Here is a 25,818-nt window from a genome sequence, read left to right as displayed (position 1 = left end):
TTATTCTTTTTCTTTTTGTTTTGCTTTAATTTCAGCAAGAATTTTATCAATATTACTTGCTTTTTCAGCTAGATCATCAATAAAGAAATGAAGTTCTGGAACTGTCCTTGAATTTGTTCTTCTAGCAAGTTCTCTTCGAATAAAACCTTTTGCATTTTCAAGTCCCTCAAGTCCTTTTTGAGAACTTTTTAAAAAGCTCACAAAGACCTTTAGATGAGAACCATCTTTTGATAATTGAACTTCAGAAACTGTTGGATCAATTACATTAGCATTATTAATATCTTCAGAAATTATTTTAGAAATTAATAATAAATACAGTGATTCTTTTTTTCTTAAATTAATTAGATTCATTATTCTTCGATTAAAACTTCCTCATAAGCTTGGATGATGTCATCAACTCTGATGTCATCGAATTTAGCAATGTGACAACCAAATTCCATACCTGAAGAAACTTCTTTTGTGTCGTTTGGTCCTTTTCTTAGAGAATCAAGTTTTCCAACATGAACTACTTTTCCTTTTCTTAAAACTCTAACTTTTGAACCTGCTTTCATTTTTCCACTAACCATTGTAGAACCAGCAATGTTTCCGACTTTTGAGTAGAAAAATAGTTGTAAAACTAAAGCTTCTCCTGTGTTTCTTTCTTCATATTTAGGAGCTTTGAAGCCTTTAAGGATTGCTTCAACTTCTTCAATGATTTTGTAAATTATTGAGTATTCTTTAATCTCAATTTTTTCTTGGTTGGCAAATTGTTTAATGGAGCTTGGAACGTTTGTATTAAAGGCATAAATAATAGCATCTGAAGCTTGAGCTAAAAGAATATCAGCTTTTGTAACTTCTCCAACAGATGAGTGAATAACATGAACTGCAGCTTCTTCATTTTTAAGTTTTTCTAGAGAAGACTTAATCGCTTCAGCTGTTCCATTAACATCACTTTTGATGATGATTTTAACAACTTTAACACCGTCTTCAAAAGTGATTGAATTTCTTTCTTTAAGTTGTTGTTGTTTGTCGCTGAATGCTTTTTCTTCTGCTAATGATTTAGCAAATTTTTCATCTGGAAAACCAAAGAATTTATCACCAGCTAAAGGAACATAATTTAGTCCTGTAATTACAACTGGCATTCCAGGAATTGCTTTTTCCACACTTTTTCCTGTTGAATCTTCCATTGTTCTGATTTTTCCATATTTAGAACCAGCAACAATAAAGTCTCTTGGATAAAGTGTTCCGTGTTCAATAATTAAAGTAGCAATTGCACCTTTTCCTTTATCAAGTCTTGATTCAACAACTGTTCCAATTGGATAACGGTTTTTGTTTGCTTTAAGATCTAAAACAGAAGCTTGAAGGTTGATTGCTTCAAATAATTCAGGAATTCCTTGTCCTGTTTTCCCTGAACCATACACAAAGATATTATCTCCTTTTCACTCTTCAGGAAGAATATCATGAGTTGATAATTCTGCTTTAATTCTTTCAATATCTGTGTTAGGTTTGTCAACTTTGTTAACAAAAACAATGATTGGAACTTTAGCACTTTTAGCATGAGAAATGGCTTCAACTGTTTGCGGCATAACTCCATCATCTGCAGCAACTACTAAAACTACTATATCAGTAACTTTAGCTCCTCTTGCTCTCATTTCTGTAAAGGCTTCATGGCCTGGAGTGTCTAAGAAAGTGATCTTTTTGTTTTGGAATTCAACTTGGTAAGCCCCTGTGTGTTGAGTAATTCCTCCAGCTTCTCCTTCAACAACATTACTTTTTCTAATTCTGTCTAAAAGTGTTGTTTTTCCGTGGTCAACGTGTCCCATAATTGTAATTATAGGTGCTCTTGTTTCCATTTCGCTTTCTTGATCGCTGATTTGAATTTCTTCCATAAAGTTAGATGCATTGATCTCTGTTTCTTTTTGGAAATCGAATCCGTATTCTAAACATAACTCAGCAATTTCTTCTTCAGATAAAGAGTGGTTTAGTGTGTACATTTTTCCTTTTTTGAAAAATGCAGTAATAACTTCGTTTGCTGATTTATTGATTTTTTGTGTAAATTCAGCAATTGTCATTGGTCCTGTAAAGATGAAAACGCCATCTTTTAGTTCTGTTTTAACAGAGACTAATTGTGATTTTATTTCTTCTAAATTGGATTTTCTATTATTTTTTTTCGCCATGTTCTTCTATCTCCTTTGTTAATTTTTCATAATTTTCTTTAGTCACATTCATTCTAAAAGAACGATTTAAGTGTTTTTTAGAAAATGCTATTTGAATAGTTTCTTTTGAGTTTATTACATAAGCTCCGCGACCCTGTATTTTGTTATCAAAATCAACTAAAATAGTATTGGTTTCTTTGTCTAAAACAAATCTTAGAAGTTGTTCTATAGGCAATATAGAATTAGTAACTATACATTTGCGAGAGTGAGATTTACTTTTCATCTTCCTCTTCGTCATCTCAGTTGAATTTATCTAAATCGAATTCTTTTAATCCTGTATAGTTTGCTAAATCATTATCAAAAGAATAGTTTTTGATTTCTTCTTGAATATTTTCTAATTCTTCTTTTGTGTATGCAGGTTCATTGTGTGCATCTGATTGTTCTTCAAATGAAGACTCAAAGTCATTTAGCGCGCTTTCTATAATGTTATCTGCATCAAATTTTTCTTTTTCTTTAGCAACAGATGGAGTTTGTTTTTGTTGTGAATCTTTTTCAAATTCTCTGAATAAGAACTCATTCATGCTGTTGATATCTGCATCCATTTCATCAAGTGAGTAAGTTTTTTGATTTCTTGATGATTGTTTGCTTTTGAAAGGTGATGAAAGTCTTTTGTTTTGAGATTTGATGTTTCTGATTTCAGCTTCTAGAACTTCAAGTTCTTTTTCATCTTTGATGTTTCCATTTCACTCAAAATTAATTCCTGCTGCTATTGCTTTTGAATAAGAAGTTAAGTCGATTTTTGTTCTTGTTAATTCAGCTGCAAGTGTAACATTGATTCCTTGTTTTCCGATTGCTAATGTGTGTTGAGAATCTGGAACAATAACAATAAATTTATTAATTTTCTTTGACTTAATTGGACTTATAACTGAAATAACTTTAGCTGGTGAAAGTGAGTTTGTAATGAATTCTTCAATGTTTTCAGAGAATTTAATGATGTCAATTCTTTCTTCTTGAAGTTCACTTGAAATTCCTTCAATTCTGCTTCCGTCTTTTCCAACAATTGTTCCGATTTCATTGTCGAAATCTTCTTCTGTTGCAGATTTAATAGCAACTTTAGATCTAACTCCTGGCATTCTTGAGATTCTTTCAATAACTAATCTACCAGATGCAACTTCAGGAATTTCTCTTGTAATTAATTCTTTTAATAAGTTGTTTGAAGAGTTTGAAATGATAATTTGTGTATCTTTTGATTCTGCTAAAACATCTTCAATGTAAACATCTTCAACAGCACCTGTTTCATTTTTCTTTTTAGAAGAGAAATGTCTTGGCATGAATGCTTGAACTTTGTCTTCTAAGATTTCATATAGATATCCAGATCTTACAGTAGAAACTTGTTTTGCTTTAATTAATGTCCCTTTTAGAGGTAAGTATTTTTCATAAATATTTTTTCTTACAATCTCTGTTATTTTTTGCTTAAATAACTGTTGTACAGGGGTAAACACGCTTTTTGGAAGAGTTTCAAAGTCAATTTCGATCTCTAAAGAATCACCTGCTTCAATATTTTTGTCATATTTTTCTTTTGCTTCGCTTAAAGAAATCATTCCAACTTTAATTGATTCATCAGCTTCTTCTAAAATTTCTTCTAGTTCTTGATCTTCAAGTACTAAAGCATTTGAGTTAATTAATTTAAAGTCTTTACGTTTGTAGTCAACAACTAATTTAATTTCAGCTTCTTGATCTACTTTGTTAATAATTTTTTGAAAAGCTTCTTCTAATAAAGTTGCAATTCCTTCCATTCCAATGTTTCTGTATGATGATACTTCTTCTAATAATTTAAAAAAGTCTTTTTTAGATGTTTTTGTTGTTTCGCTTTTTAATTTCTTTGCCATTTTTGCTCCTTAAAATTTTATATAAGTATTAATTTTATTAATTTTTTCTTTTGTAATTTCTTCTTTTGCAATTCTGCCTTTTTTATTAACTTTTAAAATAATCGAATCTTCTTTGTTTTCCAAAAGATTTCCTAAAATAAAATGATCTGGTGATAATCAAACTTGTAAGTTTTTTTCAATAAAATTATCAAGATCTTCAATTTTAACTTCTTCTTCAGCTCCTTTTGAAAACACATCTAAATAAAACTCTTCAGTTCCTGTGTCATGTTTATCAATGAAGTCAGAAATTTTTCTTGATAAAGTTTCAATATCGCTTAAACTTCTTAAAGCCGTTTTAACTCTTAAAAATTTTAGCACGCCTTCTTTTTCAAAATAAACTTCGAGAACATCGCTAAAATTTTCTTTAATTTTTTGTAATATTTCCATCAAACTCCTTTAAATTAAATATGAAAAGGTTGCAAAGAAGCAACCTTGTTTATTACTTATTATTTATATTATAAACTAAAAAAGAGAATTCTGTTCAGTTTCGTTAAGATTTTTTAAAACTTGCATTTGTTTTAGCTTTTCAATTAGAGTTTTGTTGAGTGTGGTTCTTGATTTAAGATCTTCAATTGAGCTAAAAGGTTTTTTATTTCTTTCTTCAACTATTGAGTTTGCCACAGCTTCCCCGAGTCCATCAACAGTTTTAAAAGGAGGGATTAAAGTTTTATTTTTTTCATCGATAATTCATTTAGTTGCTAAAGAAACATCAAGTGAAATTGGTGAAATTGTATATCCTCTTGCGTGCATTTCTTCAGCAATTGAAAGAATCGGAATCAAGTCTTCTTCTTTAACTGAAAGGGCTTGATCTTTATCTTTTGTGTGTTCCCTTCTTTTTAGATCTCTAATTTTGTTGGAAATTTTTTCTTTTCCTCCTGTAAGTGTTTCAATGTCACTTACATCGGCTCTAGTTGTGAAATAAGTTGCATAGTAGGCTAGTGGGTGATAAAGTTTGTAATAAGCGATTCTTCAAGCCATTAGTACATAAGCTGTGGCGTGAGCTTTAGGGAAAAGGTACTTAATTTTCTTCATTGAATCAATGTATCATTGAGGTACATTGCATCTTAATAACTCAATTTCTTCGTCTGAAGTGACTGATTTTCCCTTTCTAACGTTTTCCATGATCTTAAATGCTTTAATTGGTTCAACACCTTTATTAATTAAAAATACCATGATGTCATCACGACAAGAAACGATTTCTCTGAAAGAAAGTTTTTGATTAACAACTAACTCGTCAGCGTTTCCTTTTCACACGTCAGTTCCATGAGAAAGACCTGAAATTGCAACAAGATCAGCAAAACTTTTTACTTTAGCAGACTTCAACATTCCTCTAACAAAGTTAGTTCCAAATTCCGGAATCCCCATAGCTCCTGTAGTTTCGCCAGAAATATCTTCCGGACTTATTCCTAAAGATTCTGTGGATGAAAACAGAGAAAGAATTTTTGGATCTGATTTAGGAATTGTTGTTGCTTTAATATTTGTAAGTTCTTCAAGCATCTTAATAGCTGTAGGATCATCGTGTCCAAGAATATCTAATTTTAAAACATTGTCATGAATTGAGTGGAAATCAAAGTGAGTTGTTTTTCAAGTTGATGAATCATTGTTTGCTGGATAGTTAATTGGAGTAAAGTCTTCAACATCAAATTCTTTTGGAATAATGATGATCCCACCTGGGTGTTGTCCTGTTGTTCTCTTAACTCCACTCGCTTTTGAAGCCAGAAACTCAATAAAGGAAGTTGAGTATTCAATATCATTTTCTTCGATGTAATTTTTTACATAACCAAACACTGTCTTTTCAGCATTTGTGGCAATTGTTCCAGCTCTAAAAGTATGATATTCTCCAAAAAGATTTCTAACTTCATCGTGAACTGTTGGTTGGTAATCTCCTGAGAAGTTAAGATCAATATCAGGAACTTTGTCAGCTTTGAAACCTAAGAAAGTTTCAAAAGGTATTGTTTGTCCTTCTTTTTGCAGATCTGTATTACATTTTGGACATTTTTTATCAGGTAGATCAAATCCAGATAAATATTGACCATCATCAAAGAACTCACTGAATTTACATTGAGAACAAATGTAGTGTGGAATCAATGGATTAACCTCTGTGATTCCCGCCATTGTAGCAACTAAAGAAGAACCGACAGATCCCCTAGAACCTACTAAATAACCATCACTCAGTGATTTAGCAACTAATTTATGACTAATTCAATAAACAACATCAAATCCGTAATTTAAAATTGGATCTAGCTCTCTTTTTAGACGTTCTTCAACAACTTTTGGAAGGATTTCTCCGTATTTTTCTTTTGCAGTTTTATAAACTAACTTTTCAAGATTTTCTTTTGAGTTATCAAAAATAGGTGCATAAAGTTTATCTTTTATAACTTGAATGTCCTCAAATTCTTCAGCAACTAAATTAGAGTTTGTAACAACAACTTCTTTTATTAAATTATAGTCATCTAGAAAATCAAAAGCTTGATACATTTCATCTGTAGTTAAAAAGTTTTGTAAAGGATAAATAGCGTTTTTCTCTTTGTGTTTAAAGAGATAGTGTCTTTTTCCACCAATTCCTTTTGCATTAATATAGATGTTGTGGAAAATTTTATCTTTTTCTTCTATATATCTTGGATCTGAAGTTCCAACAACTTTAATTCCTTTAGATTTAGCTACACGCACAAGATCTTTAAGTGCAAAAATTAAGTCATTTTTAGAAATTTCGTTTCTGTTGATAATGTGTGCAAAATCTCTTAAAGGTGGTAAAAAGATAAAATCGTATTTTTCAACTTCTTTTTCTATGTCTTCAGTTGTGGAGTAAATTACTTTATTGATTAGTCTAGATTTTAGAGTTCCTGAAGCAACTAAAAGATTTGGTGTTCTTTTGAGTTGATCAAAGAAGATTTTTGGTCCATTGAAAAAGTTTTCTGTAGATGCAACTGAAATTAATTTAAATAATTCTTTAAGACCAGCTTGATTTTTAACATAAACAACAATTTCATCAGCAAACTTTTTGGAGTGCAATTGTGGGTTGTCGTATTTAACCAGATCGTCAACGCTAAAAATATTGTATTTTTCAAGATCGACTAAAAATTGCACTCAAACTTTTGCTAAAACATCAGCATCATAGTCAGCTCTATGGGCTTCTGTTGAATCATAAGTAATTCCCAGTCTTGCAGCAAGATTTTCAAGTCTGAATTTCTTTGAATCTGGGTTTACAATTCTTGCAACAATCATTGTATCGATTGTTGAAATATTGAGTTTTTCTAGTCCATATTTTAGGATTTTTTCGTTTACAAAGTTAATATCGAAGTTGGCGTTGTGGGCTACAGCGATGCTGCCATCTAGAATTTCTCTGATTTTCTTAATTCCTTCTTCAGGACTTAAAGCATTAACTAAATCACTTTCTCTAATGTTTGTAAGTTCTGTAATATAAGCAGGAATTGGTTTAGTTGCTTTAATGAAAAATTGGTGTCTATCTGTTATTTTTCCTTCTTCAACAATTACACAACCAAACTCAATAATATCTTCGAATCTAGGGGAAAATCCTGTAGTTTCGAGATCGAATACAACATATCTAGCACCTTTTAAATTCTGATTTATAGGATTAATTACAGAATCGTTTGTTGACATAATTGCATTGAATGTTGTTCCGTAAATCGCTTTAATTCCTTCCTTTTTAGCACTGTGATAAAAGTCAGGAAAGGCCTGTGCAGACTCAACATCAGCTATTCCTATTGCACTGTGTCCAATTGATTTAGCAAACTTAACATAATCAGTTGCGGAAGCTAAACCATCCATTGCACTCATTGTTGTTAAAGCATATAACTCAACTCTTTTTTGTTCTTCTGTATCTTTTCTTTTTTCTTTTATTACACTAACTATAGTAATATTTTTTGCTGAAATTGTTTTTTGTCTTAAGTAGTCATCTTTTGCACAATTTCCCTGTACAGAAATGGTAATTCCTTCAATGTATTTCTTTTGTTCTTCTTTTTCTTCATCTGTTTTTGAAAAGATTTTAACCTTAATTGCTTCTTCATAATCTGTTATAGTTAAAACAGTTATAAGCATTCCTGTTTTTGTTAAATTTTCATCTCTTTTAAAGATTTCTCCTGTAACTAAAACATTAAATTCCTGTGTTTCAAGAGCCTCTTTAATTGACATTTCGTAGTAACTTTTTTGTTTTAAAAAGGAATTAAAGCTGCTTTTGTTTTCAAAACTTTGAGCTTCTTTTTGTTTTTGAGCAGCTTTTTCAGCAGCTCTTTGAGCTTCAAGTTCTTCTTGTTGTTTTTGGATCATTCTTTGTTGTTCTATTTGTCTATTTAGTTTTTGATCAACTAAAGGAATGACTTTAATACCTTTAAAACCTCAACGATCTAAATAAAATTCTGCTTTTGGAAAGTATTTTTGAGTTTCATCAATTTCAAGTTGTGTTCTAAAGTAAATGAAAAATTCATTTCCTTTAAGTTCTCATCTTTTGTTTTCTAAAAATTGTGGATCAAGTCCACTTGCAATTAAATAAGCATAATCGAAGTATTTATTAATTAAAAATTCTTTTTTGGAATCATCATAGTAACTTAAGACAATGTCAAAAGGAGTTGCACAATCTACAACTCTTTTATAAAGTCTCTGGAAGTAAATAGGATCAAGGACATTCATTGATTCAAGCTCAACCACAAAGACTCCTAGGCTTTTTTCATAGCGAGCTGCAACTACAATCATTGAGTGATATTCTTCAGATAATTCTAACTTAATTTCTTTGGCGAATTTTTTAAATGCTGCATCTATTTTCATACTTAAATTTATACCAATTTTGGCCTAAAAAACAAGAAAAAAACACCACTTTTTGCGGTGTCATAACAAGTTATATTTTTGCCTTTTTGATCTGTCTTTTTGTTATTAGTCCTGTAATCACAATTACAGGTATTGTTGTAAAAATTGAAACAAAGACTAAAAACACTCTTAAAATAACTCAATAACCCGCTAATCCATAAGTAATTATGATTACTAAAAAACAGATTGATAAAGGGATATTTGTGTTGAAAAAGTTAATTTTTACTATTTTCAAGAAATAAAAGATTAAGCAAATAAAAAAGGCAATTATTACATAAGAAATAGAAATTAAGTTAAGTGCTCAAAAAGGAATAACTTCTTTTTTTCAAACATCAGGTGAAAAAAAGAAGTAAATTGCAGCAGCTGGAACTAATATAAACAAAAAACTAAAAATCCACTGCGGGATTTTAGTGTTTTTTTGCATGTTTTTTGTAGTGTAGTTTATGCATCATTTTAATTAAGAATTCATCAAAAGGAAGAGTTTCAGTTTCTTGTTTTCCATATTCTCTAAGTGAAACTGAGTTGTTTTTCACCTCTTCATCACCAAGAATAATTAAGTATTTTGTTTTTTGCATTTGAGCTTCTCTAACTTTTTTGTTCATTCTTTCGTCTCTATCATCGATTTCTACATTGAAATTGTGAAAATCAAGTCTGTCTTTGATTTCTTGTGCATATTCAAGGTGTTTTGCATTTTCAATTGGAATGATTGCAAATTGCTTTGGACTAGCTCAGAAAGGTAAATTCCCTTTTGTTTGTTCTAAAAGAATAGAAATAAATCTTTCGTATGTTCCGATTAGTCCTCTGTGGATTAATACAGGAACTTCTTTTTCGTTGTGTTCATTAATGAATGAAATGTCGAATTTTTGAGGTAGAAGGAAATCGAGTTGCAATGTTGACATTGTGATTTCGTGGTTTAAAACAGTTTTAACTTGGAAGTCAATTTTAGGTCCATAGAAAGCTGCTTCACCAATTTTTTCTTCATACTCAATCCCAAGTTCTTTAAGCACTGTTTCAAGATCTTTTTCAGCTTGGTCTCACATTTTGTCATCTTGGAAGAATTTTTCTTTATTTTCAGGATCTCTTTTAGAAAATGAAACATAATCTAGTTTAATATCAAATTGAGATAAAACTTCTGTAATCATTGTGTAAAGGTGCTTAAATTCAGAAATGATTTGGCTTTTTCTTGCAAAAATATGTCCTTCTGTTAAGTCCATTCCTCTAACTCTTTCAAGTCCTGTTAGCGCTCCAGATTTTTCATATCTGTAAAGTCTTGATTGTTCTGAGTATCTTAAAGGAAGTTCTTTGTAACTTCTTTTTTCTTTGTCAAAAAGAATGATGTGGTGTGGACAAGTCATAGGTCTTGCGATTAATCTTTCATTTTCAACTTCGATTGGTTTAAACATATCATCTTTATAGTGTGCTAAATGACCTGAAATTTTGTATAACTCTTCAGCTCCAAAATGTGGAGTTAGAACTTCTCTAAATCCGTATTTTTTGTCAAAATAAAGAACTTTGTCTCTAATGGCATTTCTAATTTTCATTCCATCTTCTAATCAAATAGGAAGTCCTTGCCCTGATAAGTGTGAGAATGTAAAAATGTTTAGTTCTTTACCGATTTTTCTGTGATCTCTTTCTTTTCTTTCTTTTAATAACTCAAGAAATTCATTTAATTCCTCTTTTGTTTCTCAAGAAGTTCCATAAATTCTTGTTAGTTGTTCGTTGTCGCTGTTTCCTCTTCAGTAAGCTCCAGCAATAGAAAGTAATTTGAAGTTTTTAATTTTTGAAGTTGAACCTTCGTGTCCTCCTGAACATAAATCTTCAAAAAGAATTTGTCCGTTTGAAGGGCTAACTAAAGAAAAGAAAGTTGCTTTTTCTCCTCTTTTGATAATTTCATCATAAAGTTCTTTTTTGTATGGTTTGTTAGAAAAGTCATAGTTTTTTCCGTCTGTTTGAACCATTTTGTATCCACCTGATGCAATTCTTTGCATCTCTTTTTCGATTTTTGATAACTCTTCGTCACTCAATGGGTTTTCAAACTTAAAGTCATAGTAGAAACCTTCTTGAGTTGCTGGTCCAAATCCTAATTTTACATTTGGATAAAGCTTAATAACTGCAGCAGCTAATAAGTGACTTGTTGTATGGTTTAATTCTTTGTTAAATTTCATTATAATCCGATTCCTTTTTTCATTTGTGCTATTGTTTGTTGTGCAACTGCTTTAGCTTTTTGTTTTCCTAATAAAGCTAATTCGTGTATTTTTGTTTTTTCTTGGTTGTATTTTTGTTGTAAATCAATTAAAAAAGTTTTTACAGAAGAAGCAACTGCTTCTTTGAATTCTTTGTAGTTTTTATCAATAAATTTTTGTTCTGCGTCTTCTAAAGAAATGTTTTCTAAAACGCTATAAATGGTTAAAAGATTTTTTACTCCAGATTTTTGATCTGAAAGATAAACTTTATTTTCAGAGTCTGTTACAGCTTTCATAATTTTTTTGTAAGCTACTTCAGGATCATCTAAAAGGAAAATGGAATCATTTGCATTGCTGCTTGATTTTGACATTTTCTTTGTAGGATCTTGAAGACCCATAATTTTTGCTCCGACTTTTGGATTGTAGGTTTCAACATAGTTAAATTTGGTTTTGTATTTTTTGTTGAATCTTTCAGCGATATTTCTTGTAAGTTCTAAATGTTGCGTTTGGTCTTGTCCTACTGGAACAATTTTAGGGTTGTATAAAAGGATGTCTGCTGCCATCAGTGTTGGATAAATTAATAAACCTGTTGGAATCAATGTCGTTCCGTTATCTGCTTTAATTTTTGATGATTTATCTTTGAATTGTGTCATTCTTGAAAGCTCACCCATGGTCGTGTTAACTAAAGCATATCAGTTCATGACACTGTGTTCATCAACGTCTGATTGATAAAATATTGTACTTTTGTTTGCATCAAAACCGCAAGCTAAATAAAGAGCAAAAATATCTTCTCTATTTTTCTTTAGATCTTCTTTTGAGATCGGTAAAGTTAAGCTGTGTAAATCAGCAATGAAGATAAATAAATCGTAATTATCTTGCATTTCCAAAGAAGGTTTTATAGCTCCTATATAGTTTCCTATAGTTAATTTTCCTGTGGCTTGTATTCCTGTAACTAATCTTTCTTTCATAATATTTTAAATTATAGCACTAAGCAGCCTCAAAAGGACAAAACAACATAAAAATTACAAACTTTTTCTGTATAAAGCTAATTTTTTAAAATTGATTTTGAATCTTGCGTGTTATATATTTTCTGTTTGGGTTATAATATTAATAGACTAAAATTTTAAAAAAGGAGAAAAGATGTCAAATTTATTCGATCAAAGAAACAACGATGATCAACAAGGTTTTGAAGCTAGAGTAGATAACTCAGTTAAAAAAGCTACTGCTTCAACCGCTGCAAAAGTAGTTTTCTGAATTTTCGGAACTCTTCTTCTGTTTTTTGGATGAATTTACTACATAGTAAAAAGAAACAAACTAAACAGAATGCAAAATGGAGTTAACCAAGCTGCTTCAACAATCGATACACAACTTGCTAAAAGAGCTGATACTTTAGTAAAATTAGTGGATCAAGTTAAATCATACAAAGAATTTGAAAAAAGTCTTTTAGTAGATGTTACAAGAATGAGATCACTAGCTCACTCTTCAAATGGTTCTGCCGAAGAAAGAGTTGAACTAGATGAAATTTCAACAAGAGTTTCAAGACAAATTAATGTTGCTTTCGAAGCTTACCCAGACTTAAAAGCTTCATCTCTATATGACACATTAATGAAAGAATCAATCTATCTTGAAGAAGAACTATCTGCTGCAAGAAGACTATACAACTCAAAAGTTACAGAATTTAACGAACAATTATTTGTTTGACCAGCTAACGTTGTTGCTTCAGGAATGAAATTATCTTCATTGCCATTATTCAAAGCTTCAGCTGTTCAAAGAGCAGACGTTTCAATGAAAGGTCTTTAATAACTCAACATGAAAAGAGTAAATGATTATAAAACATTTAGTGAATTTAGAAAGATATCAGATAAAGAGTTTTATCCAGTATTTAAAGAAGCTATCGCCAAAGGATTTGAGAACAAAGATTTAATCGATTGATTAAAGAAATTAAAAATCGCTGCAATTGCTACTTTTGTAGCTTCTATGGTGATGGTTTTAGTTTCTTTTATTGTTATTATTACTCAACATTTTGCTATTGGTGGATGACTGTTTGTATTAGCAATTCTTATCCTTATTGCATGATTTATTATTTTTAGAATTTATACAAAAAGAAGAAATGAAATTTTTGATGACGTTCTAAAGAAAATCCCTATTGAAGATCTTTATGCAAAAGCTTTTGAAACATTAGAATCCTCAATTAGATATTTAGGAAATAATGTTTCTGGACAATCTAATGCTTATAAAGCAAACATCACAATTGGTGAAATCAAAAATTATGTAAACAACATCCCTGCAGATGCTTTCTTAGAAACATATTCTAAACCAAAATTTGTAATGATTAGAAATAAGTTCCCAGTTTCATTTGTTAATTCTACATTCTTACAAATTATTAGAAATCCAAAAACTAAAGAAACACATGAAAGACGTTTTTATAGAGGTTTATTAAAACTTTCTACAGAAGCACTTGGACAAAGAGCTTTCGCTTTCTCTTTATTTAGAGGAAAAGGATTGTTCGGTTCAAAAGGTAACATCAAATTAGAAAACGATACATTCAACAAAATGTTTAAAGTTATTTCTGATGATGAACTAAAAATTAGACAAATGTATACACCTCTTTCAATGGAGTTATCTGTAAAAAGAATGCTTGATAAACAAGGTGTTCAAGCAACTGATTTACAAATAGTTTCAAACGGAAAAGACATTTATTTCATGTACACAATTGACCCTCAATTTATGGTTCTAAACAGAAAATCAAACAAACTTGATGCTTCTAAATTATTACATGAACTATACACAGATTTCATAATGGATATTTACACTTTATACTACTTAGTTTCAATAATGTTTATACCATCTTACTTGGATTAAAAATAGGCTTCTGGCCTATTTTTTTGATGGACTTTTTTAGGAAAAAATACAGTAGATTTCCCAAATTTTTCCTTTTCTAGCCGTTTTTGGGGAAAAATTTCTATTCTAGGTGTGAAAATAAGAAATAAAAAGAAGAAAATTATCATAATATCAGCAGCATTAATGGTCTTAATGTCCTTTTTTGGTTTCTTGATTTTTAGGCAAAATAATCACCCAAATTACACAGCTACACAAAAGATGACTCTCATAAAAATCAAGGTTTCAGGAGCAATAGAATTTCCTGCAGAACTGTTTCACAAAAAAGGAGTTACGCTCAGACAAATACTTTTTAAACACAAACTAAAAACAAATGCTGACATTTCGAATTTAGACCTTGAAAGAGTGCTTGACAAAGATGAAGAAATAAAAATACCTGTCATCAAAAATAGCTCAATTAAACCCCTTTTAAAGAGTGCTAAATTAGAAGATTTAGTTGCTCTTGAAATCAGAAAGGGTATTGCTCAAAAAGTTATTGATTATATCGCTAAAAATAAAGAAATCTCTTGAGAAGGATTATCTGATGTCAAAGGCGTTGGAGATGTCACAATAAATACACTAAAAGAGAATTATAGGATTTAAGATGCACAAAATTAGAAACATTCTAAAATTCTATAACTTTGATCTGCAACTAATCTTTTGATTGAGTACAATAATCTTCTTTATTTTAGCAATGGACACACAAAAAATTTCTTTTATTATTGCTTTTTCTCTTTTCTTTTTGAGTTCTATATTTCTAAAACCAAACAAGAAATTTATTATTTTAATTGCGATCCTTTTTGTAATTTTTATTTGGATTGTTATCCAAAAATCAAGCTCACAATTAATCAATAAAAAAGAAATCGCCACTTCTCTAAATATTCAAAAAAACGGAAATTCCCTGTATTTTAGTCACAAATCACTCAACGTTTTAATTCTTGACAAAAAGATTGATCCTTTTTCTGTTTATGATTTTGAATTTAAAATTGAAAAGATTGAAACAAACGAAAATCTGAGAAAGAATCTTAATTACTACAAATCACTAAACATCTTTTATTATGCTTCAGAACTCAAAATTCAAAAGACTTATCATCTTGATTTTTCATTTAAAAGAGAAGTTTTCAATTATTTCAATGATTCTCCACAAAATTTTAAAAAAATTGTTTCACTTCTTTTAGTTGCTCAAAGTCAAGATTCTAAAGATATTCAAAAGATATTAAAAGATTTTTCTATTTATCATTTGTTTGTTGTTTCGGGTTTTCATATGGGAATAATTAAGATTTTTATTTACAAACTCTTTTTCTTCATCAAAAGAAAAGAGCAGCTAAAATTTAGTTTCTTTGTAATTTTTTCACTAAGCTATTTATTTATTTTATCTTTTCCAATTTCAGCACTACGTGCCTTTATTTTCATTATCGCAATTCAATTGAATAAGTTTGTGCTTAAACAAAGGTTTTCAAAACTTCAGATATTGATTTTTATAGCATTGGCATTTATTATCTATAATCCCTTTATAATCTACTCATATTCCTTTATTTTAAGCTTTTTAATAACTTTGAATATTATTTTAGTACTTCAGCTCAAAATCAAGTCTAAAGTGCTTAATTTGGTGCTTATATCAATTGTTGCTAATTTAAGCTCACTTCTTGTTATAAATGTAAGTATTAATACCACTTATAATTTATTAGCAATCATAAACTCAATTATTTTTAGTCCCATCATTTCTGTATTTTATGTTGTTTCAATTGTGTTTATTTGAAACAAAGACTTTCTTGATTTTCTATCATTTTTAGTGATAGAATTGTTGGAATTCTTAAAAAATTATCAGCTAATTGCGAATCTTAAAATACCAATTATTGTGTCTTTTTTAGGGATTTATGCTTTTGCATTTTTCACGATTGTTTATGCTCAAAAAAGATAAACAAAAAAGACCATCAGGTCTTTTAGATTTTTAGTTTAGATAGTTTTGGTCAAACACCAATTGAAGAACAACCAAAGCCTGTGTGAACAAGAACTGTTGCAGAAGCAATATCTTCTTTGTCGATTTTTGCATCGTAACCTTCTAAAGTTTCTTTTGCTTTTTCAAACATTTCTTCATCACCAGCATACATGAATCTAAATTCATAATCTTCTAATTTAGTTTCTCCGCCAATAAACTCAATTAGTTTCTCAATAACTTTTGAATAACTTCCTTTTAGTGTACGTTTAAGTCCGCTGAAATTGATTCCTGTTTCATCAACTTTTAATAAAGGAATAAGTTTTAGTGAATTTAAAATAACTTTTTTAATTCCTTTAAGTCTTCCACCTCTAATTAAAGAACTTAAATCTTTTACAATTAAAAAGTTTTGTGATCTGTTGGCAACATCTGTTGCAATTTCAACCAATCTATCAATTTCAATTCCTTTGTCTGATAATTCAACAAGCATTTTAGCTAACTCAAAAGCTTGATTTCCAAAGAAGTGGTTGTCAATAATTTTGAATTTGTCTCCATATTGTCTTGAAGAAACAACAGTTGTTTGGTAAGTTGATGAAATTGCAGATGAAGTTACAAAAGCGATTACATTTTCGTATTCTTCATTCATTTTAGCTAATGTATCTTCAATTCTTGCGAGTGCAGGAAGTGAAGTTGCTGCTGAAGTACAATTTTTAACTTTTTCTGATACTTCTCTATTTGTTAATGTATTTCCATCGTCTATATAATTTACATCATCGATTGTAAATTGTAAAGGTATCATTTCAAATCCGGCTTCATTAATAACCTTTTCTGAAACTCCTCCAAATGAATCTAATAAAATCCCAAGTTTTTTCATAATCTAAATTATAAACTAATTTTATTTATACATAAGAAAATAAAGAGAAAAAACTAGACTAATATCTAGTTTTTAGTTTTTGGTATTTGATATTGAATGAGAATTTTGTTGCTATTATCAAAATTGAAGGCGAGCTTACAAAAAGCAACACTAATAAAATATCTAAAAGAATGATTAAGAATATATTTCCTCCTTTATAACCAAAAGGTTTGAAAGGATCTGTAAAGTCATAACCAACAACTTGACCTTTTGTAGCGATAAAGTTAATTAAGAATACAACTAACATAAATCCAACATAAGATAGAATGTAAATGTTAATTCACATAAATGTTTTGTAGGTTATTGTAATTTGTTTTCTGTAAAGAGCTAAAAAGACAAATGATAAAATAGGCACGATGATGTGTGTAATTACGTTGTGACTTCAAGCTCAAACTTTACTTAAATACTCTCCTTCTCTTTCGTTTTTCTGTGTTCAGTCAAAAATGAAAGCTCAATAAATTAAAATTGTAAAGAACATTAGAGCCACTGAACTGAATAGAAGTCTTTTGTAAAATTCATTATCTTTTCAACCAAAAAGCAATAATGCTACTCCAAAAAACATATTGCTGTGGTGTGTAAAGTAGAATATAGGTTCTAAATTTAATAAATTAGCAGCAAATCCTTGTGCATCACTTTTGGAAAATTTTACAACTGTTAAAATGATTGTAAAAACAATTGTTTGAACAGAAATGTAAAGACCAGTGAAAAAGGCTACTTTATTGTTTAAATTACTGTACATTTGTTTTATTTGTTTCATAGACAAATAATAAATTGTTTTTTAAAAAAACAATTAAAAAACTTAGTATAGCAATTATTGAAAAAAGTTTATTTTATTCTATTGCATAATCTTATTTTTTCTAAAATCCCTGTTTGGCCTTTATTTTAGATTTTTGATTAATGAACTTTTAGTCTATTATGTGAAAAAAACAAAATAAAAAATTCCTTTTGATAAAGGAATTTTAAAATCATTATTATTTTTGTGTTGCTGCTTTAGCTGCTGCTTTTTTAGCTTCTTTTCTGATTTTTTCAGTTCTTTTAGCTTTTCTTTCAGCCATTTCTTTTCTTCTGATTCTTCTCATGATTTCCTCCTTATGCTTGATTTAATTTATTAAATTTAATTGCTTTTTCTTTATTACTTTTTCTTGGAGCTTGTAGAGCTTCTAAAATAGGTGTTGCAACAATGTCTCCACGAGAAACTCCAATAGCAACTCCTGATTGACCTTGTTTTAATAACTCAACCGCTTTAATTCCCATTAGTGTTGCAAGAATTCTTTCTTGAGCTGATGGGTTTCCACCTCTTTGAACGTGTTCAAGAGCCATTGCTCTTGATGGTATTCCTGTTTTTTCTTGCACGTAGGCAGCGATTTCTTTAAGGTTAGGATAAATAAATTCACTAACGATTGCGATAACACTTCTCTTTTTCATGTCTTTGATTTGTTTTTCAACAATTTGTGCTATTTCTTCTTTAGTCATTGTGTGTTCATTTGTAATGATGATTTCAGCTCCAGTTGCTAATCCTGAATATAGTGCTAAATCACCAGCTCCATGTCCCATAACCTCTAACATTAAAAATCTGTTGTGTGAGTTTGATGTATCTCTTAATTTATCAACAGCTTCAACAATTGTGTTTAGTGCTGTGTCATATCCGATTGTAAAATCACTTGATGTAATATCATTATCAATTGTACCTGGTAATCCAATTGTTTTTAAACCAAGTTCATGCAGTAATTGTGCTCCCATGTAAGAACCATCACCACCAATAACAACTAACGCATCAATTCCAAGATCTTCTAAATTTTTCTTAGCTTGTTTTCTAATATCTTCATTTTTGAATTCTGGGAATCTTGCTGAATATATAAATGTTCCACCTTGTGAAACGTATTGGTCTACATTAATATTTCTTGCAGAAACTATTTCTTTATTAAATAAACCTTTATAACCTTCATAAACTAAATAAGGTTCAATGTTATTAGCTAATGCATGTTTTACAATTGATCTAACTGCATTGTTCATTCCTGGGGCATCACCACCAGATGTAAGAACAGCTATTTTTTTAATTTCCATTTTTGTCCTCTTATGTTATTTGATGTTATTTTTCGTTAACATCTTCAATTGTTTGATCTTTTAAGCTTGGTTTAACTGTTAATTCTACTTTGCTATCTGCACCATCTTTTGTTTCAACTTTTACAAAAGGTTTATCAATAGCTAAAATGTATTGTCTTCCTTTAACTTTTGTTCCTTCACCTTCGAATGTGAATGTTAATGAAGTCATGTTTTCTTCTGTAGCAGTTACTTTAGCAACAATAGGTTTAACGTAGTCTTCTGGTCCAGTTGCAGGTTTAACATCAACGAATGTTGTTTTAGCTTTTGGTTGATCTGCAGGAGCTACAGGGTTTGTTTGAGCTGAAGCATCTGAACCTTGAGCAGGGTCTGTAGAAGCTGCTGCTGGTTGAACTTGTTCTCCACCATTTCCTTGTGAAGATGTATCTGTTGTAGTTTCTGTTTCTGTTGATGGTTTTGTTGCGTTTGAAGCATTAAACTCTTTAACTTTAGTTTCTAAAGCCATTAGTTCTTCTTTTGTTTTTACTGCATTTAGTGATGCTGTAAATTCATCTTTTTTAGCTTTTTGATCTTCTGATATAGCATTAATTAATTCACTTACTGATTTTCTTGTTTCTAGTAGTTCTCAAAGCTCAACTAATACTGATACTGATACAGTGTCATTTAGTTGTTTTGTGTATTCTGCTTTAAGTGCTGCGTCTGTAATGTTTTCTAATAATCCGTCAATCACAGTTTTGTTTTTGTTGTAAACTTCATTTCTTACTAGTTTGTTAACTCTTTCAACGATTTCATTAACTTTTAGTCAGTCGTTATTTTTTCTGATTTCTTCTCTTAATATTTCTCTTTCAGCTGTTTGTTCACTTAAGTCATCTAAAGCTTTTCTTGCATCGAATCTTGCTTGTAAAATTGGTTTGTTTTTGTATCTGTTTAGTTCTTGAATTGCCAATTCATAAACTCCATCTTTATCGATTGAAGTTACATCTGCAGATAATGTTAAGTATTTAACTCCATCTTTTTCTACTGAAGCAACTCTTCTTAGTGCTGAAATTCTTGGTTCTGTTTGAATTGTGTTTAGTAAATCTGAATCCTCAAAAGTAATTGTTTGTGTAGCTGTTTCTTTTGTATCTCCAAACATGATTGAAAGAACATTGTAAGCTGTTTGTCCTTTAATATTTTCATTAAACATTACTACTAAAGGTTTTGTTGTGTCTGTATATTGCACAGAAACTGCTGGAAGTTTCTTTTGTCTTGCTAAAACTTGTGAATCTGCAGGTTTTAGTTGTTCAGCAATTTCAAATTTAAAGAACTTGTCCTTGAATTTTTCTGGTTGTGCAAAAGTAATTTCTGCTTGGAAAGCTGTAGCTTTTCTTGCATCAACTAAAGAAACTTTTGCTTCAGAAATATCAGGAGAAACAGTTGTTGAGAAGTCTCCTAAGTTATCTTTAGAACTAACGATTGAAAGTTGTTTAAATTCAGAAGCTGTTTGACCATCTTTAGCTTTGTCTCTTGCTGAAAGTTTGAAAACATATTTTGTGTTAACTTCTAGGTTTGAAAGTTTTACAGATCCACTTTCTAAGTTTCCTGCTAAAGTTGAAAAAGGTTGTTCTTTAAAGTCTGTATCAGCTTCTTTTTTGTATTCAAATTTAACTTCTTTGTCTTTGAAATCAAATTTGGTAAATACGTTTCCTGAAAAGTTTAAAGTCACAGAAGTTGATTTTGCATCGACTGTATATTTAACATCTCTTGTGTCTTGTGCTTTTTGTTGACAAGAAAAGAAAATAGGAGTCGCAACAAAAGGTATTGTGCTTAAAAGAATTGGTTTTAAAAGTTTATTTTTTTTCATAGTTTCCTTTATTTATAAATATTTTAAATAGATTTATTTTTGAAATTATACTACATTTAATCTTATAAATGAAAAAAATAGACTAAAACAGTCTATTTAATGGTGCTTTTTTGAGCATTGGTGGCTCATATCGGACTTGAACCGATACGCAATCACTTGCGGGAGGTTTTGAATCTCCTGTGTCTACCATTTCACCAATGAGCCTTATTTATAATTATTTTACCACATAAATTGTTTAAAAACAAAGATAAATAAGGCTCTAAAAATTAAAGTCAACCACTTTCATCAAAAGGGTTTTTATTAAAATTTGAAGTGATATTAATTTGTTGAATCGGATTTTTAATCTCTTTATTAACTCAACTAATTGTTTTAATTGAAACTACAATTGTAATGATGAATCCAGCTAAAATATAACCAAAAGCAAAGATATTTGCAAAGACCATTAAGCCTTCAAGTGCACTGAAAACAACTGCTGCAATTCAGACAAAAAAGATTCCTCTTGCCTCTTTTGAGTCTTTTTTGAAATTAGACATTTTAAACAGGTTTATAACAATTAAAACGATGTTCGCTATTGAAAGAGAGACAAAAATGACTAAAAAGAAAAGAATTGCAATTGAAGACTTAATTAAGCCTGCTATATTTATTTTTTCCAAGCTAATTTGTTGATTTGTTTCAGTAATTTGATCACCAATTATTTGAAAAATTGCAACAACAAAAGTAATAAAGACTGCTAGACCAATAACAAATTTTGAAGCTAAAAGAGACAGAATTACTATGGAATAGTTTTTTAGCTCTCTTTGTTGTTTTGTTCTGTTTTCCATTTTATTCCTATTTATATCTAATTGAATCAAATGCTTTTTGGTCAAATGTTTTTAGGAATTCTGTCATTAAGTCAATAATTGCTTGAATGTCAGCTAATGATGCTACTCCTAAAGGTGAGTGAAGATATCTTTGAGGAATTGAGATTCCTACTGTTGGAACTCCACCTTTACCATATTGCAACTCAGCAGCATCTGTTCCACCACCTTGAGCAACATATTTATAAAGAGGAATGTTGTGTTTTTTAGCTAAAGCAACTAAATATTCAACTAATTTTGGGTCCATCATTGTTCCGCTGTCTTTGATATTAATTGCAACTCCACCACCTAATTTAGGAACTCCAGGAATAGCTCCATGAGTATCGTGTGATGCTCCTGTGTCAATCGCAAATGCTAAATCAGGTTCAATCAATGAAACAGAAGTTTTAGCACCTCTTGTTCCTACTTCTTCTTGCACAGTTCCTACAAAGTAAGTTTGGTTAGGTAATGTTTCGTTTTTTAGGTTGTTAACAACAAAATCAAGAATTGTAACTCCTGCTCTGTTGTCCATAGCTTTTCCAGCAACTAGATCTTTATCAAACAATCTCATTGTTTCACCATGTGTGTAGATAATATCTCCTGGTTCAATTCCTTGATCGATTGCTTCTTGTTTGTTTTTGAAACCAAAATCAACAAATAAGTCTTTCATAGGTACTGATTTTTTGTATTTTTCATCTTCAATAATATGAATTGAAGTATGACCAAAAATACCGAAAATTTCTTTATTGGAGCTTGTTACAATCTTTGCTTTTGTACCAACAAAAACGTTTGGTCAAACGCCTCCAACACCAACTACTCTAACTTGTCCGTTGTCTAAGATGTCTAAAACGGCAAATCCAACTTCGTCCATGTGTGCTGCAAGCATAATTTTTGGCCCTGTTGTGTGATTTTTCTTTGTAATAATTAAAGAACCCATTCCATCTCTTGCATATTCTACATTAGCGTCTTTTGTGTTCTTTTTAAGTGCTTCAACCACTTTATCTTCATATCTTGAAACACCTTCAATTTCCATGTATTCTTTTAATCTTAAGAATATTTCTTCTTTATTTGTATTCATTTTTTCTCCTATTGATATTTAATTTTGTTGTATTCTTCTTCGTTCATTGCTTCTAAAAAGGCACAGATTAAATCAATTCCTGCTTTTAGATCGTTTAGATCACAGACTCCAATTGGTGAGTGAAGGTATCTTTGAGGAATTGAGAGAGTTACAGTAGCAACACCGCCTTTTCCATATTGTAATTGAGCAGCATCTGTTCCTCCACCTTGAGCAACGAATTTATAAACAGAGATATTTCTTTGTTTTCCTAAATTATAAAGGAATGCAATTAGTTTTGGGTCCATCATTGTTCCACGATCTAAAATTCTAATTGCAATTCCATCTCCTAATTTTTGCCTTCCAGAAATAGCTCCATAAGTGTCGTGTGATGCAGTTGTGTCAAGAGCAATGGCGATGTTAGGATTAATTGCACTTACAGAGGTTTTAGCACCCCTTGTTCCTACTTCTTCCTGTACAGTTCCTACAAAGTAAGTTTGGTTAGGTAATTTTTTGTCTTTTAGTTGGTTGATGACAAAGTCTAAAACTGTAACTCCCGCTCTGTTGTCCATAGCTTTTCCAGCAACTAAATCAGGGTTGAAAAGTCTCATTGTTTCACCATGGATGTAGATTCTATCTCCAGGTTCAACTCCTTGATCAATTGCTTCTTGTTTGTTTTTGAATCCAAAATCAACAAATAAATCCTTTATAGCAACTGCTTTTTGAACTTTTTCAGCTTCTAAAATGTGAATTGAAGTGTGTCCAAAAATACCATAAATTTCTTTATTTGAGCTTGTTACAATCTTTGCTTTTGTTCCTACTACTGTGTTTCCTCAAACACCACCAACAGAAACAACTCTAACTTGTCCGTTGTCTAAAATGTCTAATACAGCAAATCCCACTTCATCCATGTGTGCTGTAATCATGATTTTTGGACCTTTTGGATCTGAATTCTTTTTCTTCATAATTAAAGAACCCATTCCATCAAAGCTGTATTCTACATCAGCATCTTTTGTGTTTTCTTTTAATGCCTGTGCTACAGGTCCTTCGTATCTAGAAATACCTTCTATTTCCATGTATTGTTTTAATCTTTTAAAAATTTTTTCGTTCATTTCGGTCATCCTTGAGCTCCTTTTTTTGTTAAATCTTTTGCGTATTCTAAAATGCTATATTTGTCTAATTCAAAAATATGTTCAATAATAAATTCATTTAAAAAATAAATCGCTAAATCGAATTCAAACATGTTTTTTTTGAATTTTTTCTCAAATAATTCTGTTGCTTGCATTATTTCAGGAAAGGGAAATGCAGTATATTCCATTCTGCGTGGATTGAATTTCTTTCCTTCGCACTCAAAATCATAATCAAAACTAAAGTTCATGATCATGTAAAAAACAATAAATTTACGATATCTAGCTTTTAGTCTTTTGTTACTTAAAACCTTTTGAATATCTTCTGGATTTTCAGTTCCTAAAATACCCATTATAAGAATGTTTTGAGCATCTTCTACTGGTGGTTTTAGTTGCCTAATCAATTGTAGAGCTTCTTTGATATCCATTGCTGGGTTAAAATCAAATTTAGGTTCTTTAATTCCCATTTTTTTCTCTAATTTCTCAAGCATTTTTTCAATAAACTTTTTAAATTCTTCAGGAATTCACGGTTCTTGTGATTCTTCAATTAAGATATTTTCTAATATTTCCCATTCTTCATTTTTGAAAAGCTCATCCATTTCTGCTTGTTTTTCTTTGTAATAATCATAAGTTTTTGATGTAAGTGTTGAAACACTTTCTTTTTTAGCTTTAGCAGAAGTTTGTTTTTTAGTTGTTTTTTCCGGTTCTTTTTTATTTACTCATTTGATAGACATATTTTAGCTCCTTATTTTATTTTAAAAATTAAAGGCATAGATAAAAACATCTATGCCAGTTTTGTTATTTTTTTGTTCTGATTTCTTTAAGTCTTGCAGCTTTTCCTTTTCTATCTCTCATAAAGTAAAGTTTAGCTCTTCTTACTTTGTTTGAACGAACAACTTCGATTGATGAAATTGTTGGAGAGTTAACAGGGAAAGTTCTTTCAACACCTACACCATAAGAAATCTTTCTAACTGTAAATGTTTCTCTTGTACCTGAACTTTTTCTTGCGATAACTAATCCTTCAAAGATTTGGATTCTTTCTTTGTTACCTTCTTTAATTCTAACGTGCACTTTAACGTTATCACCTTGTCTAAATTCTGGCAAGTCTGTTCTGATTTGTGAATTTTCAACAATAGTCATTAATTTATTTTGCATCTTTAATCCTTTCTAAAATGTCTGGTCTATTTTTTTTGGTTTTTTCAATTTGTTTCTCTTTTTTTCAAGCTTCAATATTTTTGTGGTGTCCGCTAAAAAGCACTTCCGGAACTTTCATTCCTTTGTAATCTCTTGGTCTTGTGTATTGAGGAAAATCTAATAAACCATTTTCAAACGATTCGTTTAGATGCGATTCTTCCTTTATAACACCATCCACAAGTCTTATAACAGCATCTGCAATCACCATTGATGGAAGCTCTCCACCTGTTAAAACGAAGTCTCCTATAGAAAGTTCCTCATCGACTAAATAATCAATTATTCTTTCATCAAAACCTTCGTATCTTCCTGCGATAAAGGTAATTTCCTTTTCTTTGGATAATTCTCTGGCTCTTTGTTGATTGAATACTTTTCCTTGAGGGCTTACTATAATTTTTCTTCCTGCAACAGTTTGTAGAGCTAAATCAATTGGTTCAATTTGAAGTAACATCCCTTGTCCGCCACCATAAACTTGATCATCAACTTTTTTATGTTTGTTTTGACTAAAGTCTCTGATGTCAACAACGTTAATTTCAATTAAACCTTTTTCAATTGCTTTTGCTACTATTGATTCGTTTTTAAAACTTTCGTAATAGTTTGGAAACAAAGTTAAAAAATTAATTTTCATTTATCTATTTTTTTGACTCTGCAAATGTTTTTAATAATGATTCTTTTTTTAGTAGAGTTCTAACTGTTTCTGTTGGAACTGCACCATTATTTAGTCATTTTAAAACTAATTCTTTGTTTAATTTTAATTCTTTTGAATTTGGATTGTAGTGTCCTAAAACTTCAATAAATCTACCATCTCTTGGTGCTCTTGCGTCAGCAGCAACAACTTTGTAGAAAGCATTAAATTTACTTCCTAAACGTTTTAATCTAATTTTTACCATATTATTCCTTTCTTAATTTTGAT

At 30.1% G+C, this 25,818-nt stretch carries 24 protein-coding genes and 1 tRNA gene; 4 read left to right on the top strand and 21 right to left on the bottom strand.

Annotated features, from left to right (window positions below; all coding sequences use genetic code 4):
* From rbfA to trpS, 9 genes are all read right to left on the bottom strand, one after another.
* Positions 1-351, bottom strand: coding sequence for a 30S ribosome-binding factor RbfA (rbfA, locus tag JV122_RS03540; protein WP_205843142.1), 351 nt, complete (start codon positions 349-351; stop codon positions 1-3).
* Positions 351-2,156: a translation initiation factor IF-2 gene (gene infB / locus JV122_RS03535; RefSeq protein ID WP_205843141.1), complete on the bottom strand. Its 1,806-nt coding sequence runs from the start codon at positions 2,154-2,156 to the stop codon at positions 351-353. The genes rbfA and infB overlap by 1 nt, the downstream gene beginning before the upstream one ends.
* The gene (locus tag JV122_RS03530) at positions 2,140-2,418 is read right to left on the bottom strand and encodes a YlxR family protein (RefSeq protein WP_205843140.1); all 279 of its coding nucleotides are present in this window, start codon (positions 2,416-2,418) and stop codon (positions 2,140-2,142) included. Before JV122_RS03530 ends, infB begins: the two co-directional genes overlap by 17 nt.
* Entirely contained in the window at positions 2,408-4,024 is a 1,617-nt protein-coding gene (locus tag JV122_RS03525) for a NusA N-terminal domain-containing protein (protein WP_205843139.1), read from the bottom strand. Before JV122_RS03525 ends, JV122_RS03530 begins: the two co-directional genes overlap by 11 nt.
* Positions 4,025-4,033: 9 nt before the next feature.
* On the bottom strand, positions 4,034-4,450 hold the full coding sequence (locus JV122_RS03520) for an LSm family protein (RefSeq protein WP_205843138.1): 417 nt from the start codon (positions 4,448-4,450) through the stop codon (positions 4,034-4,036).
* A gap of 75 nt (positions 4,451-4,525) precedes the next feature.
* Entirely contained in the window at positions 4,526-8,845 is a 4,320-nt protein-coding gene (locus JV122_RS03515) for a PolC-type DNA polymerase III (protein ID WP_205843137.1), read from the bottom strand.
* A gap of 70 nt (positions 8,846-8,915) precedes the next feature.
* The gene (locus JV122_RS03510) at positions 8,916-9,308 is read right to left on the bottom strand and encodes an MAG3450 family membrane protein (RefSeq protein ID WP_205843136.1); all 393 of its coding nucleotides are present in this window, start codon (positions 9,306-9,308) and stop codon (positions 8,916-8,918) included.
* Complete coding sequence (gene thrS, locus JV122_RS03505) at positions 9,292-11,049, bottom strand: threonine--tRNA ligase (RefSeq protein ID WP_240463524.1); 1,758 nt, start codon at positions 11,047-11,049, stop codon at positions 9,292-9,294. The genes JV122_RS03510 and thrS overlap by 17 nt, the downstream gene beginning before the upstream one ends.
* Positions 11,049-12,035 (bottom strand): tryptophan--tRNA ligase, encoded by a 987-nt coding sequence (gene trpS / locus JV122_RS03500; protein WP_205843135.1) that lies wholly within the window; start codon positions 12,033-12,035, stop codon positions 11,049-11,051. Before trpS ends, thrS begins: the two co-directional genes overlap by 1 nt.
* A 172-nt stretch (positions 12,036-12,207) precedes the next feature.
* Here trpS and JV122_RS03495 point away from each other — a divergent pair, with 172 nt between their 5' ends.
* From JV122_RS03495 to JV122_RS03480, 4 genes are all read left to right on the top strand, one after another.
* Complete coding sequence (locus JV122_RS03495; protein WP_205843134.1) at positions 12,208-12,867, top strand: LemA family protein; 660 nt, start codon at positions 12,208-12,210, stop codon at positions 12,865-12,867.
* 9 nt (positions 12,868-12,876) lie between these two features.
* Positions 12,877-13,929, top strand: coding sequence for a DUF3137 domain-containing protein (locus JV122_RS03490; protein WP_205843133.1), 1,053 nt, complete (start codon positions 12,877-12,879; stop codon positions 13,927-13,929).
* A 111-nt stretch (positions 13,930-14,040) separates the two neighbouring features.
* Complete coding sequence (locus JV122_RS03485) at positions 14,041-14,547, top strand: MAG0490 family ComEA-like DNA-binding protein (RefSeq protein WP_205843132.1); 507 nt, start codon at positions 14,041-14,043, stop codon at positions 14,545-14,547.
* Between the two features lies 1 nt (position 14,548).
* Positions 14,549-15,865, top strand: a complete 1,317-nt coding sequence (locus JV122_RS03480; protein ID WP_205843131.1) for an MAG0480 family ComEC-like protein — start codon at positions 14,549-14,551, stop codon at positions 15,863-15,865.
* A gap of 22 nt (positions 15,866-15,887) precedes the next feature.
* Here JV122_RS03480 and JV122_RS03475 read toward each other — a convergent pair whose 3' ends face one another.
* The 12 genes from JV122_RS03475 to rpsP all read right to left on the bottom strand — a co-directional run bounded on the left by JV122_RS03475 (position 15,888) and on the right by rpsP (position 25,795).
* Entirely contained in the window at positions 15,888-16,754 is an 867-nt protein-coding gene (locus JV122_RS03475; RefSeq protein WP_205843130.1) for a DegV family protein, read from the bottom strand.
* Positions 16,755-16,812: 58 nt separating this feature from the next.
* Positions 16,813-17,550, bottom strand: coding sequence for an MAGa3780 family membrane protein (locus JV122_RS03470; protein WP_205843129.1), 738 nt, complete (start codon positions 17,548-17,550; stop codon positions 16,813-16,815).
* A gap of 332 nt (positions 17,551-17,882) precedes the next feature.
* Positions 17,883-18,857 carry a 6-phosphofructokinase gene (gene pfkA, locus JV122_RS03465; protein ID WP_240463521.1) on the bottom strand — a complete coding sequence of 325 codons (975 nt, stop codon included), beginning with the start codon at positions 18,855-18,857 and terminating at the stop codon, positions 17,883-17,885.
* A 25-nt stretch (positions 18,858-18,882) separates the two neighbouring features.
* Positions 18,883-20,697 carry a hypothetical protein gene (locus JV122_RS03460; protein WP_205843128.1) on the bottom strand — a complete coding sequence of 605 codons (1,815 nt, stop codon included), beginning with the start codon at positions 20,695-20,697 and terminating at the stop codon, positions 18,883-18,885.
* A 118-nt stretch (positions 20,698-20,815) separates the two neighbouring features.
* Positions 20,816-20,901 (bottom strand) — tRNA-Leu (locus tag JV122_RS03455).
* A gap of 62 nt (positions 20,902-20,963) precedes the next feature.
* Positions 20,964-21,518 carry a hypothetical protein gene (locus tag JV122_RS03450; RefSeq protein WP_205843127.1) on the bottom strand — a complete coding sequence of 185 codons (555 nt, stop codon included), beginning with the start codon at positions 21,516-21,518 and terminating at the stop codon, positions 20,964-20,966.
* A 7-nt stretch (positions 21,519-21,525) separates the two neighbouring features.
* On the bottom strand, positions 21,526-22,611 hold the full coding sequence (locus JV122_RS03445; RefSeq protein ID WP_205843126.1) for a M42 family metallopeptidase: 1,086 nt from the start codon (positions 22,609-22,611) through the stop codon (positions 21,526-21,528).
* An 8-nt stretch (positions 22,612-22,619) separates the two neighbouring features.
* Positions 22,620-23,699, bottom strand: a complete 1,080-nt coding sequence (locus JV122_RS03440) for a M42 family metallopeptidase (protein ID WP_205843125.1) — start codon at positions 23,697-23,699, stop codon at positions 22,620-22,622.
* Complete coding sequence (locus JV122_RS03435) at positions 23,672-24,448, bottom strand: hypothetical protein (RefSeq protein WP_205843124.1); 777 nt, start codon at positions 24,446-24,448, stop codon at positions 23,672-23,674. The genes JV122_RS03440 and JV122_RS03435 overlap by 28 nt, the downstream gene beginning before the upstream one ends.
* Before the next feature lie 64 nt (positions 24,449-24,512).
* Entirely contained in the window at positions 24,513-24,869 is a 357-nt protein-coding gene (gene rplS / locus JV122_RS03430) for a 50S ribosomal protein L19 (protein ID WP_205843123.1), read from the bottom strand.
* A complete protein-coding gene (gene trmD, locus JV122_RS03425) occupies positions 24,859-25,533 on the bottom strand; it encodes a tRNA (guanosine(37)-N1)-methyltransferase TrmD (protein ID WP_205843122.1) in 675 nt (224 codons plus the stop codon). Before trmD ends, rplS begins: the two co-directional genes overlap by 11 nt.
* A 4-nt stretch (positions 25,534-25,537) precedes the next feature.
* Complete coding sequence (gene rpsP / locus JV122_RS04780) at positions 25,538-25,795, bottom strand: 30S ribosomal protein S16 (protein WP_205843121.1); 258 nt, start codon at positions 25,793-25,795, stop codon at positions 25,538-25,540.
* Positions 25,796-25,818 lie beyond the last annotated feature (23 nt).

Source organism: Mycoplasma procyoni, from assembly GCF_017052595.1.
GTDB lineage: Bacteria > Bacillota_I > Bacilli_A > Mycoplasmatales > Metamycoplasmataceae > Mesomycoplasma_A > Mesomycoplasma_A procyoni.
Note: the sequence above shows the minus strand (reverse complement) of the source record. Positions and strands in the feature narration are given on the sequence as shown.